Source organism: Novosphingobium silvae, from assembly GCF_009856825.1.
Lineage (GTDB): Bacteria > Pseudomonadota > Alphaproteobacteria > Sphingomonadales > Sphingomonadaceae > Novosphingobium > Novosphingobium silvae.
The window spans coordinates 1-17,956 of the sequence record NZ_WVTD01000004.1; the positions used below are offsets into that span (position 1 = coordinate 1).

At 61.9% G+C, this 17,956-nt stretch carries 12 protein-coding genes; 7 read left to right on the top strand and 5 right to left on the bottom strand.

Annotated elements, in window-relative coordinates:
* The first annotated feature begins 161 nt into the window (after positions 1-161).
* From GR702_RS06595 to drmC, 5 genes are read left to right on the top strand one after another with little or no spacing between them, the layout of a single operon-like run.
* Positions 162-1,577, top strand: coding sequence for an ATP-binding protein (locus GR702_RS06595; protein WP_160985192.1), 1,416 nt, complete (start codon positions 162-164; stop codon positions 1,575-1,577).
* Positions 1,578-1,580: 3 nt separating this feature from the next.
* Positions 1,581-2,576 carry an O-methyltransferase gene (locus tag GR702_RS06600; RefSeq protein ID WP_160985193.1) on the top strand — a complete coding sequence of 332 codons (996 nt, stop codon included), beginning with the start codon at positions 1,581-1,583 and terminating at the stop codon, positions 2,574-2,576.
* A 21-nt stretch (positions 2,577-2,597) separates the two neighbouring features.
* Positions 2,598-6,578, top strand: coding sequence for a DISARM system helicase DrmA (drmA, locus tag GR702_RS06605; protein WP_160985194.1), 3,981 nt, complete (start codon positions 2,598-2,600; stop codon positions 6,576-6,578).
* Positions 6,575-8,416: a DUF1998 domain-containing protein gene (gene drmB / locus GR702_RS06610; protein ID WP_160985195.1), complete on the top strand. Its 1,842-nt coding sequence runs from the start codon at positions 6,575-6,577 to the stop codon at positions 8,414-8,416. Before drmA ends, drmB begins: the two co-directional genes overlap by 4 nt.
* Positions 8,416-9,177, top strand: a complete 762-nt coding sequence (gene drmC / locus GR702_RS06615; RefSeq protein ID WP_160985196.1) for a DISARM system phospholipase D-like protein DrmC — start codon at positions 8,416-8,418, stop codon at positions 9,175-9,177. The genes drmB and drmC overlap by 1 nt, the downstream gene beginning before the upstream one ends.
* A 237-nt stretch (positions 9,178-9,414) precedes the next feature.
* On the opposite strand, the gene GR702_RS06620 is transcribed toward drmC, so the two are convergent.
* Genes GR702_RS06620 through GR702_RS06630 form a run of 3 tightly spaced genes read right to left on the bottom strand, consistent with a single transcriptional unit; the run spans position 9,415 to position 12,816 of the window.
* Positions 9,415-10,350: a plasmid partitioning protein RepB C-terminal domain-containing protein gene (locus GR702_RS06620; RefSeq protein WP_160985197.1), complete on the bottom strand. Its 936-nt coding sequence runs from the start codon at positions 10,348-10,350 to the stop codon at positions 9,415-9,417.
* Positions 10,343-11,248 carry a plasmid partitioning protein RepB C-terminal domain-containing protein gene (locus GR702_RS06625; protein ID WP_160985198.1) on the bottom strand — a complete coding sequence of 302 codons (906 nt, stop codon included), beginning with the start codon at positions 11,246-11,248 and terminating at the stop codon, positions 10,343-10,345. Before GR702_RS06625 ends, GR702_RS06620 begins: the two co-directional genes overlap by 8 nt.
* Entirely contained in the window at positions 11,248-12,816 is a 1,569-nt protein-coding gene (locus GR702_RS06630) for a recombinase family protein (protein ID WP_272916654.1), read from the bottom strand. The genes GR702_RS06625 and GR702_RS06630 overlap by 1 nt, the downstream gene beginning before the upstream one ends.
* A gap of 116 nt (positions 12,817-12,932) precedes the next feature.
* On the opposite strand from GR702_RS06630, the gene GR702_RS06635 reads away from it, so the two are divergent.
* Together GR702_RS06635 and GR702_RS06640 are read left to right on the top strand one after the other, a co-directional pair.
* The gene (locus tag GR702_RS06635) at positions 12,933-13,562 is read left to right on the top strand and encodes a Fic family protein (RefSeq protein WP_160985199.1); all 630 of its coding nucleotides are present in this window, start codon (positions 12,933-12,935) and stop codon (positions 13,560-13,562) included.
* A 156-nt stretch (positions 13,563-13,718) separates the two neighbouring features.
* Positions 13,719-14,003 (top strand): helix-turn-helix transcriptional regulator, encoded by a 285-nt coding sequence (locus GR702_RS06640; RefSeq protein WP_160985200.1) that lies wholly within the window; start codon positions 13,719-13,721, stop codon positions 14,001-14,003.
* On the opposite strand, the gene GR702_RS06645 is transcribed toward GR702_RS06640, so the two are convergent.
* Both GR702_RS06645 and guaA read right to left on the bottom strand, forming a co-directional pair.
* A complete protein-coding gene (locus GR702_RS06645; protein ID WP_160985201.1) occupies positions 13,981-15,237 on the bottom strand; it encodes a tyrosine-type recombinase/integrase in 1,257 nt (418 codons plus the stop codon). The two genes, GR702_RS06640 and GR702_RS06645, sit on opposite strands and share 23 nt — an antisense overlap.
* Before the next feature lie 318 nt (positions 15,238-15,555).
* On the bottom strand, positions 15,556-17,115 hold the full coding sequence (guaA, locus tag GR702_RS06650) for a glutamine-hydrolyzing GMP synthase (RefSeq protein WP_160985202.1): 1,560 nt from the start codon (positions 17,113-17,115) through the stop codon (positions 15,556-15,558).
* Positions 17,116-17,956: the final 841 nt, after the last annotated feature.

Genomic DNA, 17,956 nt, shown 5'->3' on the forward strand with positions numbered 1-17,956 from the left:
CACAGCGGCCGGTCTGCTGCGCTGGTTGATGGCTGCTCAGACCGGCCTATTGCCAACCCCACCAACACCAGTTCAGATCACCAAAGGACTCTCGTTATCGCTGGATGAGAAACGGGGGTCACGTCAGTCCCTCTGAACCAGTAACATATTGAGGCCAGCCGATGACGAAACCCACCAACGATCAAGCGCAGGCCAGCCCGACCAAACGGTTCTTCGTGTCGATGCTGACGCGCGACATCAATCTCGCCGACGCAATCCTCGACCTCCTCGACAACTGTCTCGATGGTGCGCTCCGGCTCGCGGACGGCGACAACGTCGACTACGCGCAGCATTTCGTGAAGATCGAACTCGCCGCCGATCACTTCTCGATCGAAGACAATTGCGGCGGCATCCCACGCGAGGTCGCCAAGAACTACGCCTTCAAGATGGGCCGCGAGCCCGACGACGACCGTGACTCCGACACCGAGACGATCGGCATGTATGGCGTCGGCATGAAGCGCGCCATCTTCAAGATGGGACGCGAAGCGCTGGTGCGCACCCGCTATGGCAACGACACCTTCGAGGTGCCCATCACCTCTGCCTGGCTTGAAGCCAAGGGATGGGACCCACTACCGATCAACGAGCCGACGGAAGCGAACGAGAAACTCGCAGAGCCCGGCACGGTGATCCGCGTCGACGAATTATACGAAGGCGTCTCCCGGCACTTCGCCAACGAGGCATTCGAGAACGAAGTCCGTACGGCCATCGCTGAACATTTTACGATGTTCCTTCAGTGGGGCCTGAAGGTCGAACTCAACGGCAAGCCCGTTGAGCCGGTACTCGTCGAAGTGCTCGTTTCGGATCGCGCCGATGGTCCAGCGCCGTTCGTTTTTCAGAAGACCATCGACGACGTGCTGGTCTCGATCACGGTCGGCTTGAACACTGGGCGCACTCTCGGCAACGACGATGAGGACGATTCCGGCTTCGAGCGTGATCGCTCGTCAGCGACCGCTGGCTGGACGGTCCTTTGCAACGATCGCGCGGTAATCGTCGGCGACAAGAGCCGCCTCACCGGCTGGGGTGACGGCATTCCCCTCTACCACCCGCAGTTCGCAATCATCACCGGCATCATCGAGTTCCGCTCCAAGCGCGCGGACAAGTTGCCGGTGACGACGACCAAACGCGCGCTCGACACGTCGTCGAACGTCTGGCTCGAGTCTCTGGTGAAGATGAAGGAGGGTATGCGGGTCTGGATTTCCTACACCAACCAGTGGAAGAACCATCCGCGCGCTGACCAGTCGGACTACTGGGAAGATGCAAAACCCTTGTCGTTGGGTAAGACCATTGCGGCCGTTGCTCTGCGAAGTGACATAAAAAAGAGCGACAGCCAGATCGAGTTCAATCCGCAAAAGGCAAAGGTTCTGCCCGAACCTCCGGGCAAGACCCCCTCGTCGCGGAAGATCGTGTTCTCGCGACCGATCGAGGAAATCCGGCTAGTCTCGAAGATGCTGTACGACACCGACGACGAGAAGCCGGGGATTGTCGGCGAGAAATGCTTCGAGCTGACGCTCGCCAGGGCCAAGAAGCAGGACGGCTGAGATATGAGCGCCGGATCTTCGCTTCCCTACCGGCTGAGGCCCAACAAGGCCGTCGACCGGGAATTATTCCTCTCGCTGCTGATGCGGTTGGCTCCCGCATTGGCGCTGGAGAAATACCATTATGTCGGCCTTGGCGGCCCATTTCTCGAAGATTTCAGGCTGGTCCATGCTCGGCTCGGCCTCGCGCGGATGACCTGCGTGGAGACCGAGGAGGAAGTCCACAAGCGTCAGCTCTTCAATCGTCCAGTCGCGTCGATCGAATGCGTCCATGAGACACTTGAAGATTACTTGGACGGAATCGATTTCGAGACGCCGGCGATCATATGGTTCGATTATACCGAGCCGAAGGGTATCACCACGCAGATCGAACGCTTCGCGCGGACGATCGGCAGTGTTCCCATCGGGAGCGTACTTCGGGTGACGCTCAACGCGAACCCGGAGTCCCTCGGGAAGCCGGATGCCAATGAAGTCTCTGTCGAGATCGACGGTGCGGCCTCGGGCGATCGCAAAGAAAAGCCAACCGTACAGGAATGGCGACTTGCTCGTTTCAAGGAGCGGGTTGGGCAGCTCTTCCCGAGCGGTTTGTCCGCTGAGGGTATGACGCAGAAGCACTTCGGCTTTAGCGTGCTCCGCGTTCTCAAATTGGCGGTCGAAAAAGAGGCGCTCAACTTCCTCGATCGGCATATCGTGTGGGCACTGGCCACGCACTATAAAGACGGTCAGGCAATGGTGACGGCGGCGCTCGTAGTTTGCGCTGCTGATGATGCCGCTGTTGCAGACCTCGTGAAGGGGTGGGAATTCAATTGCACGCCGGATGCCCCCCACCGCCTTGATATGCCCGCCCTTTCGACGCTGGAGCGATTGACGATGGAGTCGACTGACGAAGTTGCGGCGAAGATGGCCTTCAAACTACCAAAATCCGACATGGGCGAAGATCCCGTCACGGTCTTCAGGAAATTCTATCGCATCTATCCGCACTTCTCGCGCGTCGAGCTGTAGAGATTTATTTGGGGGCGACGCATGACCTTGACTACTGATCCAGACGTGCAGAGTTGGCTTGCCAAGGAACCGATTTGGCTCGGCCCGTGCATAGCTCGATTGAGCGGCGAGCGTTCGGCTTATTCGGCGGTCGATGAAGGGCATTGGATCGTCGCGGCCGAAGCCGATGGCACGTTGACACGGGCCGGGCGGGTTTTGCGCATCCGCGGCGACCTAGACAGCACGACGATCTATTTCGACTATGTGCATAGGTTCCGCACGTCGGGAACGGTGTCCGGCCTGGCGTTGACGTTGCCTACCGGCCCGATCGCACGCCTCCGGCCGGAAGACCTGATAAGCATTTTCGGTAGCGACGGGATTTCGATCGCCGATGTTCCGCTGATCCAGAACGTCGCCTATGTGCGCGATCTTCTCGAAATAGCCGTCCGCGACGACCTTCTCGGCCCGGCCGGCGGGCCGCACGAACTCATCAAGGACATGAGCGTCCGTGACCGCTATCTGGTCGGCAAGCTCGCGCCTCGACGGCCGAACGACACCGATACCGTCGCCGTCGAGCCGGCGGCCGGTGCCGACGAAATCCGCGACGTCGAGGACGAACGGGCGGCGCCCATCCACGAACCCGGCGCCGAGTTCGCCAGCGTCTCCGGTCGCGTGGAGCCGGAGGACGACGCCCTCGACGAAATCGACACCACGAACAATCAGTCGCTCGTGCCGTCGAGCATGGGACTCACCTTCTGCGTCGCGCCGGGCGTGGAAGCGCTGGACGCTGAGGTCCGGTGGGGCCGCTATGAGCGCGTCCCGGGCGACGAGCACGACGTCGTCAAGACCCGTCGAAACCGGGCGACCGGCCGGGAAGAGGAAACGAAGGTCAGGGTGTGGCGACGGATCCCCTGCGGCGGTGTGGTTCCCCTGCCGTTGAAAGATGGGCCGATGCGGCCGGCGACGCCGGACCGTGACCAGCCCGAAGTCCGGCTCCAAGGGACGATCCGCACGAACGCCCAAGGGGAGCGCCTCGTCACCCTGTTCCTCGTGAACGGCCAACTGGAGCCCGACGATAACAAGGACCGCGCGTGGCTGTTCCAGCCGGAAATCTCGGTGGTCGCGCCGGAAAGCGCCGCAGATCCATCGATCTTCAGGCGGCGGCCCTCCAACGAAATCATCGTCGATGACCCGGAACGCGATCGCCTCGCCCTGATCTATCGTAACCGGCTGGAGTTTGCCGTGGGCCACGGTGTCTCCGTCCATGCCGATACGACGCCGGGCGACGCCGCGAAGGCTTCGCACCTGCGCACGGAAATCATCCCAAGCTATGAGGTCGGCGTCACAGAAACGCCGGGCCTCGACCCGGACGACCGCCCGGCCATGCGCCGGATGGTTGATGAGGGATGGCTCGACATGGGCCGCCTCGCAGAGATGGAGCCGCATCAACTGCGTGAGGCCTTGTCGTGTCTGGTCGATGACTATGCAGTGTGGATCGGAGAACAGAGGACGCGGCTGACAGCCGAGATCACGGGCTTCGACGAACCAGGGAAGGACGTGATCGCCCGCTGCGAAGAGACCCTGCGCCGCCTGCGCGAGGGTATGGACACGCTCTTTTCCGACCCTGCGGCGCTATCGGCGTTCCGCTTCGCCAACAAGTCGATGGCGCTCCAGCGTGTGCGGAGCCTCTATGCTCTCAAACGCAGGCGCGGTGAGACGGCCGACCTCGTGCAACTCGACATCCCGAAGAATCGGTCCTGGCGTCCGTTCCAGTTGGCCTTCCTCCTGCTGTCGGTGCCGTCCCTCGCCGATCCGGCGCACCCCGACCGGACGAAGCCTGCGGAAGCCTTCGCCGATCTCCTCTGGTTCCCGACCGGCGGCGGCAAGACCGAAGCCTATCTGGGCGTGGCCGCCTTCGCCATGGCGATGCGCCGCTTGAAAGTTGATCTTGGCGGCCTTGATGCGTCTCGCGGCCTGGCCGTCATCATGCGATACACGCTGCGCCTGCTGACCCTGCAACAGTTCCAGCGCGCTACAGCTCTCTTGTGCGCGATGGAGGTGATCCGCCTCGCCGACGAGAAGCTGTGGGGCAAGGAACCGTTCTCTCTAGGGCTATGGGTCGGTAATCAGGTGACGCCGGGGCGAACCGATGACGCCCACCAGGCGATTGAAGCGCTGCGCAACGGCGACCGCAACAAGTCTGGTATCGCTTCGCCGGCGCAATTGACGAGCTGCCCCTGGTGCGGTTCCGAAATCGCTGCGGGCCGCGACATCGAGGTCGACCGGATAGCCGGCCGAACCCTCATCCATTGCAGCGACAAACTCGGCGCCTGCGAATTTTCTCGGGCCGGCTCCAGCGGCCGCCCGCATCGCGGCCTGCCCGTAAAAGTGGTCGACGAGGAAATCTATCATCGTCCGCCGACCATGATGATCGCCACCGTCGACAAATTCGCCATGATGGCCTGGCGGCCGGAGGTGCGAACCCTTTTCGGCCGGGTCGATGAAGAATGCGAGCGTCACGGCTTGCTATGGCCGGGGCACGACTGCGGCACTGGGCATCGCGCGCGGGGTGCTCATCCCGCCGCGAGAGTGAAGCCTATGCGCGCCGCTGTCCGGCCTCCCGATCTCATCATCCAGGACGAGTTTCACCTCATCAGCGGGCCGCTCGGCACGATGGTCGGTCTCTATGAAAGCGCAGTCGACGAGCTGAGTTCCTGGCCTCTCGGCGACACGAAGGTCCGGCCGAAAGTCGTGGCTTCGACCGCTACCGTTCGGCGTGCCGAAGATCAAGTGCGCAACGTATTCATGCGGCGGATCTCGGTCTTTCCACCCACCGGCCTCGACGTGGAGGACAATTTCTTTTCGGTTCAGCGCCCCATCGGCGAGAAGCCCGGACGCCGCTACATGGGCATCTGCGCGCCCGGCAGTTCCCGGCCCGCCGTTCTGATCCGAACCTACACGGCCTTCCTCACCGCCGCACAAGCCCTCTTCGATCGCTTCGGCCCGGTCGCCGATCCCTACATGACGCTCGTCGGCTATTTCAATTCGCTGCGCGAGTTGGGCGGGATGAAGCGTCTCGCCGAGGACGACGTGCAGACGCGTTCCTTCCGTGTGAACATGAGCTTGGTCGATCGTCCGGGGCTGTCACAACGTCGCGTCGATGACGTTCGGGAACTTACCTCCCGCGTCTCCAGCCAGGACATCCCGCGCTATCTCGATCAACTCGAAATACCGTTCAATGGGGCGCTTGATCCCAAGACGGGCGAATGGGCCGAGAACCGGGCTCCCGGCGATCCGCGTCCGATCGACGTCGTTCTGGCCACCAACATGCTGTCGGTCGGTGTGGACGTGAACCGTCTCGGTGTGATGGTCGTCAATGGCCAGCCGAAAGGAACGGCGGAGTATATCCAGGCGACCAGCCGCGTCGGCCGCTCGCCGCCTGGCCTGGTCGCCACTGTGCTCACCTGGGCGCGGCCGCGCGACCTTTCCCACTACGAGACGTTCGAGCACTACCACGCGACCTTCTATCAGCATGTCGAGGCTCAATCCGTGACGCCGTTCTCCCCGCGGGCGCTGGATCGCGGCCTCACGGGCGCGATGCTGTCGATCATGCGGAACAGCTACGATCCTTTCGCACCGAATATGGGTGCGGGTGCGATGAACAGTCCGAGCCGACCAGAGATGACGGCGACGATCCGCGTCGTGTCGGAACGAACCTGGGAGGTCACGGAAGACTCAGCAAAGAAGGCGCTGACCGAACAGGAACTGAAGCATCGCGCCGACGATTGGGCGAAGGAGGCGAGCCTCGGAGGTCGCACACTCGTCTATCAGAAATATGGGGCCGGCCCGACGGCATACCCTCTTCTGGAAACTCCGGGCGTGAAGCCCTGGACGGATTGGACCGTCCCGATGTCGATGCGAGAGGTAGAGCCCGGCGTGAGGCTGGTGATGGAAGACTCGCGCTCGACGAGTGATCCGACCTGGCGAGCCCGCGTCGCTCCGGCCGATGGGGGCGACGCATGAGCAAGACGCCCGTTGGTGAAATCCGTCCGAGCCAGCTTCTGTGGACTTACGGCCCCGGCGCTCTGATCGACCTGCCCAATCTCTCGGTAGTCACCATGGGGATCGACCGTTGGGAAAGGGACAGATGCCAGCCCATCCAGGAGGCCCGGCTGCTGGCGAACGTCCGAAGCGTTCTCGGTCCCCAAGTGGAATCGCTGCGTATGCCACCGCTCGGCGACCGCGATGTCGTCGATCCGTTCTCACCCGCGGCGCTGATCGGCGTTCCGGTGAAGCCGTTTCCCCGATGGCTGCGTTGCGTGAAATGTGGGCTGTTGTCGCCATTCGACGCCGGCTTGTTCAAGCTGAAAGAAAACCGCTACCGACCGGAATTGACGCGCTTCGTCCATGAGGGATGTCGCGGATCGAACAACGATCAGAAAGCCCGAGACGCCGACGCCGTGCCGGCTCGCTTCCTGATGGCCTGCCGTGCTGGGCACCTCGATGATTTCTCGTGGCATTGGTTCGTCCATGGCGGCCCATCCGATTGCCGTGGGACGCTGAGATTCTTCGAGAGCGGCGCATCGCTGCAAACCGAGAATCTCTGGGTCAAATGCGATGCTTGCGGCGCCTCGAAGAACATGGCCCAAGCCTTCGGTCAGGCCGGCAGAGACAACCTGCCTGCATGTCGTGGACGGCATCCCCATATCGACCGTTTTGATGACGACTGCTCCGAAGATCCGCGGGCGATCCTGCTCGGCGCGACCAACGGCTGGTTCCCGGTCACGTTGTCGGTCCTCGCCATACCTCAAACGGGCAGCCCCTTGGTGCAGCTCGTCGGCGATGGTTGGACCTTCTTCGAGGATGTTTCCTCGGCTGATGAAGTTGGCTTCGTAGTCAAGACGCTGAAGAAAACGGCTCAGCTCCCCGGCATCGAGCAGTTCACCAGCGAACAAATTTGGGCCGCCGTCGAAGCCCACCGGAACGGAGGCGCGGACATCGGCCCGAGCGACCTCAAGGAGCCGGAATGGCAAGTCCTGACGGCCGACGATCCGCCGACCGACTACCCGCACTTCATGAGCAAAAAGGTCGGGATTCCGAAAGGCTTCGAAGCCGCGATCACGCGCGTCCTGCTGCTGGAGCGGCTGCGCGAGGTAAACGCATTGCTCGGTTTCACCCGCGTCGAGTCCCCAGATGAGGGATCGGGTGACGATGCGGCACCTCGCGCTCCGTTGGGGCGTTCGGCTTCCGATTGGGTCCCGGCGACGCAGGTTCACGGCGAAGGCATCTTCATCCGCTTCGACACCGAAGCTCTGAAAGCCTGGGCCGATGAGGATGCAGTCAAAGAGGTCGATGCACGTTTGCGTGTCGGCCATCACGGATGGCGCCAAAAGCGGAATCTCGATCCGCGAGAGGGTTATCCCGGAGCGCGCTACGTCATGCTCCATACCCTGGCGCACATGCTGGTCAGGGAGTTGGCCCTCGAATGTGGATACAATGCCGCCAGCATCCGGGAACGCATATACGCGGAGGTGGATGGCGCGAAGGACCAGGCTGGCTTCCTGATCTACACGGCAGCCGCCGATTCCGATGGAACGCTCGGGGGACTGGTCGAATTGGGCAAGCCCGAAAATCTCGGAAGGCTGCTTCGTCAGGCGTTGGATCGAGCGCATGTCTGCGCCTCCGACCCCCTGTGCTCCGAACACGACCCCAGTAAAGATCAATCGCTGCATGGAGCGGCTTGCCATGCTTGCTCCTTCGTGTCGGAAACCTCATGCGAACGGGGCAATCGGCATTTGGACCGTGCGTTGGTGGTTCCGACACTCGAGAATTCAAACGCTGCGTTCTTCCGGGGGAGCTGATGGAAGCGCTCCTGGATGCCGTGACCGAACTCGTGACTTTGCTGCCGCCGTCGAAAATCGAAGCGATAGCGTCGCGGCTACGCGACGGTCTGCCACCGGGGCGAGAGCAAGACCTTCAGCAAGTCGTCGGCACGCCGGCGGCACGGGCAGCTATGGCCTCCCTTACCGACGCTTGGCGGACAACGAAGTCATCAGGGGAACTCGTCGCCGGGATGCTGATGGGCGCGGCCTATGCGCGGGAACGCACGCAACGAGACTGCGCCGTCGAATTGGTCTGGACCGGGCCGACGACACCATTCGTTGCGCCGCGCCGTACAGAACAGGTACTTCTGGACGTCATCCAGCAGGCCACGAAAGAACTCTTCATCGTGAGCTTCGTTGCCTATGACATCCCCTCGGTCATAGCTGCGGTCAACGCAGCGACCCTTCGAGGGGTGGAGGTAAGGATTCTCGTTGAGGCTGCCGTGACCCAGGGCGGTAGCCTGCTCATCAATCCGGTCGCGACGATGAGAAGCGCCGTTCCAGCAGCAAAATTGTATGCTTGGACAGATCGCCCGGATCCCTTCACGAACGGCCGGGTTCACGCGAAGGTCGCCGTTGCCGACGACGTAACGGCCTTCGTGACGAGCGCGAATCTGACCGGCCATGCGCTTGAAAAGAATATGGAAGCGGGCGTCCTCGTCGTTGGCGGCCATATCCCGTCTCGCTTGCGGGACCACCTGCATGCCTTGATCGAAACGAAGATCATCCACCCAGCCTGAATCGCCGCAGGCGTGACTGCTTGCCACAAATGGCGGGCGTGTCGGCCTGCCCGCCGACACGCCCGCCCGTCTTGTTCATGAGAGCCAAGCAGGCCTCATGCGGCTGGCTATATGTCGGCCAGCCTGGTGGGCTTCATGCGGGTTCGCCGCCATTCCCACCACCATGCTTGATCCGCCCCACGGTGCGGCTTCTCCCATGGTCCCCGCGCTTATCGGGTCCGGGTCCCCATATCTGACTCAGGCGCCCGGCGTTTCCGCGATCGGACCGAGCCTGTCGATCTCGGCGATCTTCTGAAACTCGCTGAGATAGTCCTGTTGATGGGTCGCCAGCCAGCGAACCACCCGGTTGTTCGCCAGCAGCTTGGCGACATAGCCGCGGGCGACGGTCAGATGCAGATTGTCGATGCCGTAGGTTTCCTCGACCGACTTCACCTGGGTCTGGAGCGCCGCCAACTCGCGTTCCATGCGGGCGATCTGCTGGCCCGAGGGCGTTGGCTTGCCTCCCCCTTTTCCTTTGCGGGTGGCGGCGAGTTGGTTCTCGGACGTCGCCGCACGCAGCGCACGCGCAAACATGACCGTGAAATTGTTCTGGCCGATCATCAGATCTGCGGCTTCGATCTGCCTGACCGATGTCATCTGGCGCAGGATGTCGAACACCTTCATCGAACAGGGCGTATCCTTCAGCATCTCGGCCGCCTCGGGGCTGATCCCTTCCAGGAGCCGGAAACGCCGCAGCACGGACTCAACCTGAAGGTTCAATGCGGTGGCAATGTCGGTCGATGACACGCCCCGGTCCATTGCCCGCACGATCATCCGATGCTCCTGGATCGGCGGGATGCGATTGACGCGCTTGTTGTAGGTGTAGGTGTCGTCGTCAGCTGCAAGCAGGCACTCGACCTCAGAGATCTCGAGTTCCTTGAGCGCCTCAAGCCGCAGATGACCATCGAGGAGAAACCAGGTTCCGGCATTCTTTTCGTCTGCCATGACGACGGGCGCTTCGATCAGGCCGATCGCTTTGATCGAACTCAGCACCTGCGAATAGGATCGGCTCTCCCTGGCGCCGGGCGGCAACGTCTTCAGCGGAACGATCGCCGCTACGGGGATCGTCAGAAAATCGCGATCGAAGCCCAAATGGATACGGCCGTCATCCCGATCCTTCGGTTCTTCAGTCATGATCGTCTCCCGACACACGGACCTTGAGCGCGCGTGGCATGGTCGCCAGCCCCTCCGCCCTCAACAGATTGATGAAACCGTCATTGCCGAGCAGATCCTTCAGCGCCTCGACGACGAACAGCAGCCGGGTTTGCGTGAAGTCCGACTTCTTGACCAGCAGACGCTGCTTTTCCGCCTCCCGCTGATAGACCTGCATGAGATCGGCGGCCGTCATCCGACGGACGCCGGTGCCTTTTCGGCCCAACCGCCCGACAGGCAATCCACCCTTGCGCTGGCTGCGCATCCGCATTTCCAGCAGACGTCGAACCGCGGCGAGTTTCTTGCCCCGAAGCTTGCCGGTCTCGTAAGCGTCGAGGAGCAGGTTCTGCGCCTCTTCCGTTTCGGCTTTGGAAATCTCCATTGCCAAGGTGATCGGAATGAGCCCGGTCTCTACGGCGGACACCAGCCGTTCCTCGCCACGCTCGAGTAGCGACGCGATCATGTTCACCCAGGATGCCCCGACACCGATCTTCTCCGCGATGGCAGCGTCGTTGTAACCGCGAGATCGTAGCGCGCCGATCTCCTTCATGAGATCGATGGGCCGCGGCGTGCGCCGGGCGATATTCTCGACCAGGCTCATGACGAGGCACTCGCTTTCGCTGGCCTCGATCACCACGGCCGGAATCTCGGTCTGACCAAGCATCTGGAAGGCTTCCAACCGGCCCTCACCACAGACGAGATCATATCTCGGCCCGCCTGCGCCATCGCGGCGGCTCACCGTGATCGGCCTCTTCAAGCCGATGGCTTCGATGTTGTTCACGATCTCCCGATGCTGGCGCTTGTTGCGTGCGCGAGGGTTCAGAACCGTGATCCGGGAGATAGGGATCATTTCGATCTTGTTCGGTCGAACAGCAGGCATCAGGCGGCCTCCCCAAGAGGAACAGGCGCGGCGATGTCATAGAGAAGCTCAAGGTCGTCGAAGCGGTAGGCATCGAGCGCGAGCGCATTCTCCTCTCCTAGCCGCAGCTTTTCGGAGAGCATGTCAATGCGGGGGAACAGATAGAAGTCGAACGGCGCGCGATTGGCTCTATCCATCCGCGCGACAATCGTGATGTCGGGCGCGAGCGAGGTATCGAAGTGCAGGTTCCACCGAAGGAGCCCGGTCGGCGTCTCGATGCACCGCGCGATCACCAACGAGACGCTGAACTCACCGTTGACGACTATCCGGTCGGCCTCGAGATCCTGCCAGGCATCGCTGCCCGTTGCCCGCAATCCATCGAGCACCTCACGAAGAATACCGGGATGGAGCTTTCGCAGTTCGCGGTTGATTTCAACGTAGCGGTAATCGCGATCCGGCGTGAAGCCCACGAGACCGTAGGCGCGAAGCAGGCTGCCAAAGCGGGAGCTGTAGGCGCTGCTGGACGGCATCCCATCGGATTCGTCGATGACGATGCCGGAGAGCAAACCTTTTTGCTGATAAAGCGCCCTCAGAGATTGCAGCATCTCTTCGTCGCTCAGCCGGAAGGAGCGCACACCGATGATGGTCCTGGCCGCCTCGAACAGTTCGCGTTCGATGACGGCCGCAAACGCATCCTGCGCCCTGATCCACATACCGGGATCGTTCCGGACGCGCTTCTTCTTCAGCTTGAAAGAGCGGCGGTTCCATACGTTGTCGCCGACATATTTCTCGTTGATGAGAATCTGGTGGACGGTTCCCCTGGTCCAGGGTCGCCCAAGGTCGGTGGAAATACCCCGCCTGTTGAGATCGGCCGCGATCTCGCTCTCGCTATACCCTTGATGGACGAACGCCCGGTAGATTTCGCGAACCAGATCGACTTCCTCGGCCGGGCCGAGTGTCAGAATCACGCGGTCAGTCTGGAGACTCTTCTGCTCGCCGCGTTCAAGACACCCCTTGATAGCGCCGTGCTCATCGATGAGCGTTCGCCGTAGTCCAAAACCCGCCGGGCCTCCCTGACGATACCCTTTCTCGATCAGGCGCCCCTGGCCGGCGAAAACCTTGACGGAAAGCTCACGGCTATATTCCCCGGCCATGGCGCTCTTCACGCCCTTGATGATGGCCGCGATCGGGCTTCCGTCATTCTCGAACTGTTCGGCGCAGTATTGGACACGAACGCCGGCGCGCTTGCAGATATATTCGTAGTAGGCGCTTTCGTCGGTGTCCTGGAAGCGCCCCCAGCGGCTCACGTCGTAGACGAGGATCATCTCAAAGTCGGCGCGGCCTTCCACGATGTCCGCGATCAGCCGCTTGAACGCATCACGACCATCGACGCTGAGCCCGCTCTTTCCTTCGTCGGCGTAGGTACAGACGATCTCGATTCCGCGCGCCTCGGCATAGTGCTTGATCGCGTCGGCTTGGTTTTCCGTCGAATACTTCTGATGATCTGTCGACATGCGGACGTATTCGGCAGCCCGAAGAGGACGTTCGGGCTGCTCTGACCGATCATTATCGTAGTCTCTCCGGCTCATCACATTACGCCTCACGAACTTGCCTGCGGCGGCCCGGGCGACCTACCGCCGCAGCGCATGACGGGCCTCTGCCGTCACTCCGCACGGGAACAGTTTAGCTGCGGAGAAAACGGAAGATGTTGCCGAAAACGGGCAGGAAATTACCCCTATGGACAGGTGTTCTTGGCGGACGCGAAGTCTATGCGCGGACCATCGCTGAGCTGCTACGCAAAGAGCATGGCGACAGTCGCCGCGCGATTAAGCAGCTCATGCGCCAGACGGACGCAAGCGAGCGAACCGTCAAGCACTGGCTCTCAGGCCAGCACGGGCCAGACAGCGTCTATTTCCTGCGGCTGGTGGTCTCGTCCCCAGTCATCAGGGCCTTCGTTCTCGGCCTGATTGATGGGCCGGCAGCCATCCCGCTGACCGGGCCAGTGGATCGCATTTCCCTGGTCAGAGCGCGCGAAGCCTATGCTGCCGGGGAAGCCGCAGGGGGACGATCGGCAACGGGCGCGCGGAAAAATGTCCCTGAACGTGTCCCTGAACGCGACCCTATAAATGTCCCTGATCGGGCCGAACTCAACGAGCGGCAGCACTGGTTTCTCGACCGAGTCGCGGCAGGTCGAAGTGACGCACGGGATATTGTGGCAATGTGGGCGGTTAGTCTGAAAACCGCGCGTCGGGACATCGCCGCGCTCAAGGTGGCTGGTCTCATATGCTACGTCGGCTCACGCCGGAAGGGCCGGTATCGACGATCAGCCAAATGAACCGATTGGAGGTCTGGCTGGGCGCGGCGAGGGCCGCGCCTTATCCGATATGCACGCCAGAGCGCGATACCGTTCTACGCCCCTCAATCCGGGCTTTCTTTCAACGTCGTCTATCGACTTCTATCCGTTGAACCCAATGGCTGACGGAGTCCTCTGATGAAATCACACGAACCTCCCGCCGTGACACGGACCATCCGGCGCCATGAGCTTCGGCAAATCGTCCCGTTGGCCGACACGACCATCTACGACATGGAGCAGCGCGGTGAATTTCCGCAGCGCTTCTATCTTACGTCTCGCTGCGTGGTCTGGGACCTCGCCGAAGTCGAAGCCTGGCTCGAGGAGCGCCGCCGCGCCTCGCGCGCGAAAACCGTGAAACGCGCACCCATGCCCGATGTCCAGCTTCGCAAGACCCGCCCCATCAAACATCCGGCTCGGGCGTAAGCAGGTCCATTGTCGGCGGATAAAGGGTCGGCGTGTATTTCTCCCCCACGACCCAAGCGTCCACGATGTTGGACCATTCCTGGATCATGTGCCGGCGCTGATGCTCATATTCCGCCTTGTTGTAGATGCCCCGTGAGGATCGGCCATCCTCGTGCGCCAAGCACTTCTCGATCCAGTCGCTGTTGAAGCCCAGTTCGTTCAGCAGAGTCGAGCCGGTGCGCCGGAGATCGTGAACCGTAAAGGACTCCAGCGGCATTCCTTCCTTCTTGGCCCGCACCACCACCGCCGTCGTGACCCGATTGAACGTGGCCCGCGACATCGGCGCGTCAGCGTCGTAGCGCGACGGCAGGACGTATTTCGAGTTACCGGCGCAGGTCTTGAGAGCGATGAAGATGTCGAGCATTTGCTGCGATAGATAGACGTTGTGCGCTTTCGAGCGCTTCATTCGCTCCTTGGGAATCGACCAGACGGCGTTCTCAAAATCGACCTCGTCCCAGACTGCATCCTGCAATTCGCTCTTTCGCACCATCGAGAGCAGAATCAGCTTTATCCCGAGACGGATCGTCGGCAGCGTCGGGACATGCTCAAGCTGTCCGAGCATGATGCGGATCTCCGCGGGAGATAGCGACCTGTCCTTCGGCACGAAGGTCGCGATCGACGATGGGCCAACCTCGTCGGCCGGGTTGGCGACCTTCTCCCCGTGCAGGATGGCGAAGGCGAAAACCAACTTCACAATGTCTCTGACGTGGACCGCTGTTGCCGGCGCCCCGCGTTCCTTTACCTTCGCGCACAACCCGCGCAGATCCTCCGGCAGGATCTCGGTTAGCAGTCGATTGCGAAACGCCGGGAGGATGTCGCGCTCGAAGATCGACCGCCGCATCGCGCGTGTACTGTCCGCCATCCTCGCTTCCTGAAGCCAGCGCTCACCGAACTGGCCGAAGCTCTTGGCTTCCTTGATCCTCCGCTTCTCGCGCTGCTTTTCCTGCGCCGGCGAGCGACCCTCGGAAATCGCGCGCTTGGCATCAATCAGCTTCTCACGCGCCCGGGCCAGAGACAGACCCGCCGGGCCATAACGACCCAACGTCAAGGTCTCCCGACGGCCGTTGAGCCGGTAGTCCAAGCGGAACACGATTGAACCCGAAGGTTGGACCACGACGTACATACCGTCACGATCCACAATCTTGTATAATTTATCTTTTGGTTTCAGTGCCTTGATGGCGGTGTCGGTCAGCATCTGCACCCTCCAGATCGGTCAAAAAATGCAGGAGAGCACCCAATTATACCGTCAGGCCAAAACTGGGCCGCCTGACATAGCTTTTATTCAGAATTTACAAGTATTTATGCCAAAAAATATACCGTCAGAAGCTCTCTTGCCCCTGACGGTATATGCGTTTTTCGGTTGAGACAAGACGCGCCATACCGCCAGCCATACCGTCAAACGGGAGGCTAACCCGGCGATAGACGCCGTAAGTCTCAGAGAGATTTTTTCAGCATTTTCATTGTCTTATGTCGTATTGCAGCGTGAGTTTGGATACGCCCGGATGGGCAAAAATTATTCCCACTCGATCGTGCCGGGCGGCTTGCTGGTGTAGTCGTAGACCACGCGGTTGATGCCCTTCACCTCGTTGATGATCCGGGTGGCGACACGGCTGAGGAAGGCGGCGTCGAAGGGGTAGATGTCGGCCGTCATGCCGTCGGTCGAGGTGACGGCGCGCAGGCCGCAGACGCTGTCGTAAGTGCGGCTGTCGCCCATGACGCCCACGGTCTTGACCGGGAGCAGCACGGCAAAGGCCTGCCAGATCGCATCGTAGAGGCCCGCGTTGCGGATTTCCTCGAGGTAGATTGCATCGGCCTTGCGCAGGATGTCGCAGCGCTCGCGCGTGACTTCGCCGGGGATGCGGATCGCGAGACCCGGCCCGGGGAAGGGGTGGCGGCCGACGAACACGTCGGGCAGGCCAAGCTCGCGGCCCAGTTCGCGCACTTCGTCCTTGAACAGTTCGCGCAAGGGTTCGACGAGCTTCATGTCCATGCGCTCGGGCAGGCCGCCCACGTTGTGGTGGCTCTTGATCGTGACCGAGGGGCCGCCGGTGAAGCTGACCGATTCGATCACGTCCGGGTAGAGCGTGCCCTGTGCCAGGAACTGCGCGCCGCCGATCTTCTTCGCCTCGTCCTCGAACACGTCGATGAAGGTCTTGCCGATGAACTTGCGCTTGGCCTCGGGATCGGTGACGCCTTCCAGTCCCTTGAGGAACAGGGTCGAGGCGTCCACGTGGACGAGCGGGATGTGGTAGTGGCCGCGGAACAGGCTGACGACCTGCTCGGCCTCGCCCATGCGCATCAGGCCATGGTCGACGAAGACGCAGGTGAGCTGATCGCCGATCGCCTCGTGGATGAGGACGGCGGCCACGGCCGAATCGACGCCGCCCGAAAGGCCGCAGATCACCCGCTGGTCGCCGACCTGCGCGCGGATCTCCTCGATCTTGGTCTTGCGGAACTCGGCCATGGTCCAGTCGCCGGCAAGGCCGCAGACGTGGCGCACGAAGTTCTTGAGCAGCTTGGCGCCGTCGGGCGTGTGCACCACCTCGGGGTGGAACTGCATGGCGTAGATGCGCTTGTCGTCGTTCGCGATGACCGCGTATGGGGCGCCGGGGCTGGACGCGACGGGACGGAAACCGGGCGCGAGGCTGGTCACCTTGTCGCCGTGGCTCATCCAGACCTGGTGCTTCTCGCCCACTTCCCACAGGCCGTCGAACAGCGCGCATTCATCCTCGATCTCGATGAAGGCGCGGCCGAATTCGCCACCGTCGCCGCCGCTCACCGCGCCGCCGAGCTGGTGCATCAGCGACTGCTGGCCGTAGCAGATGCCAAGCAGCGGGCGGCCGCTCTCGAGGATGGAATCGGGAATGCGTGGGCCGTTCTCGTCGAGCACCGAGGCCGGGGATCCCGAGAGGATTACGCCCACCGGGTTCATCCGCTTGAAGGCTTCTTCCGCGGCGTTGAAGGGTGCGATTTCGGAGTAGACGCCGGCCTCCCGCACGCGGCGGGCGATCAGCTGGGTCACCTGGCTGCCGAAGTCGACGATCAGGACGGATTCGGAGGACTGGATATTCATGGCGGGCCACTAGTATCAGACGCGATTTCTGTCCAGCCCGCAAGGGGCCGGGCTTGCGGTATTTTCAGCCGTGCGGAGGCAACTTGAGGCACTAAGTGGTTGCGAGAAATGCAAGCAAGATTGTTGCTTTGGAATTTGCAGATGTTACGCGAAGCACCATTTCGCTTCTGCGGGGTGCATGAGCCGACACGGCGCATGGCTACCGCTCACAACCACATGAATGCAGGAGCACTCCCATGACCATCGTCCATCGGACGTTCGGTTTCGCTGCCGCGCTGGGCGCCAGCGCGCTGGCCTTCGCGCTCACCCTGGCCTGACGCCAGCGGCGCACCGAAACTCACGAGAAGGGCGGCCCATCGGCCGCCCTTTTGCGTTTGCTGCAAGATGCCTGCGTCTCGCGTCAGTCCAGCGAAATGGACGGCTGCTGCATGCGTCCGGCGAAAACGTCCTTGCGGTGGCCTGCCTCCCAGGCGGCGCGGGCTTGCGGGTTTCGATAGGGATTGCACGAAATCGGAATGCCTGCCTGTGCGGCCTTGACGCCCCACAGGTGGGCTTGATGAACTGACACTTTGCTGAATCTCGCGTTAATTTTCGAAGAACGGAGGGCCAATGCAGGAGCGCTTGGCTGGTGCCGGGGGATCACCTCCGTTTGGGATGAAAAGCATGTTCATCGCGGCGGATTGATCCGTTACGAACCTAATCCGCACTGCGCTGCAGCAATGGCGGCCACGATGCGGCGGTGTGCTGGCGCAGGGTATTGGGTGAGCGACCGGTGGGCACGCGGACCTTGTGGAAAACCCCCGTGCATACGCCGGTTTCGCTTGGGTTACAGGCGCGCAAA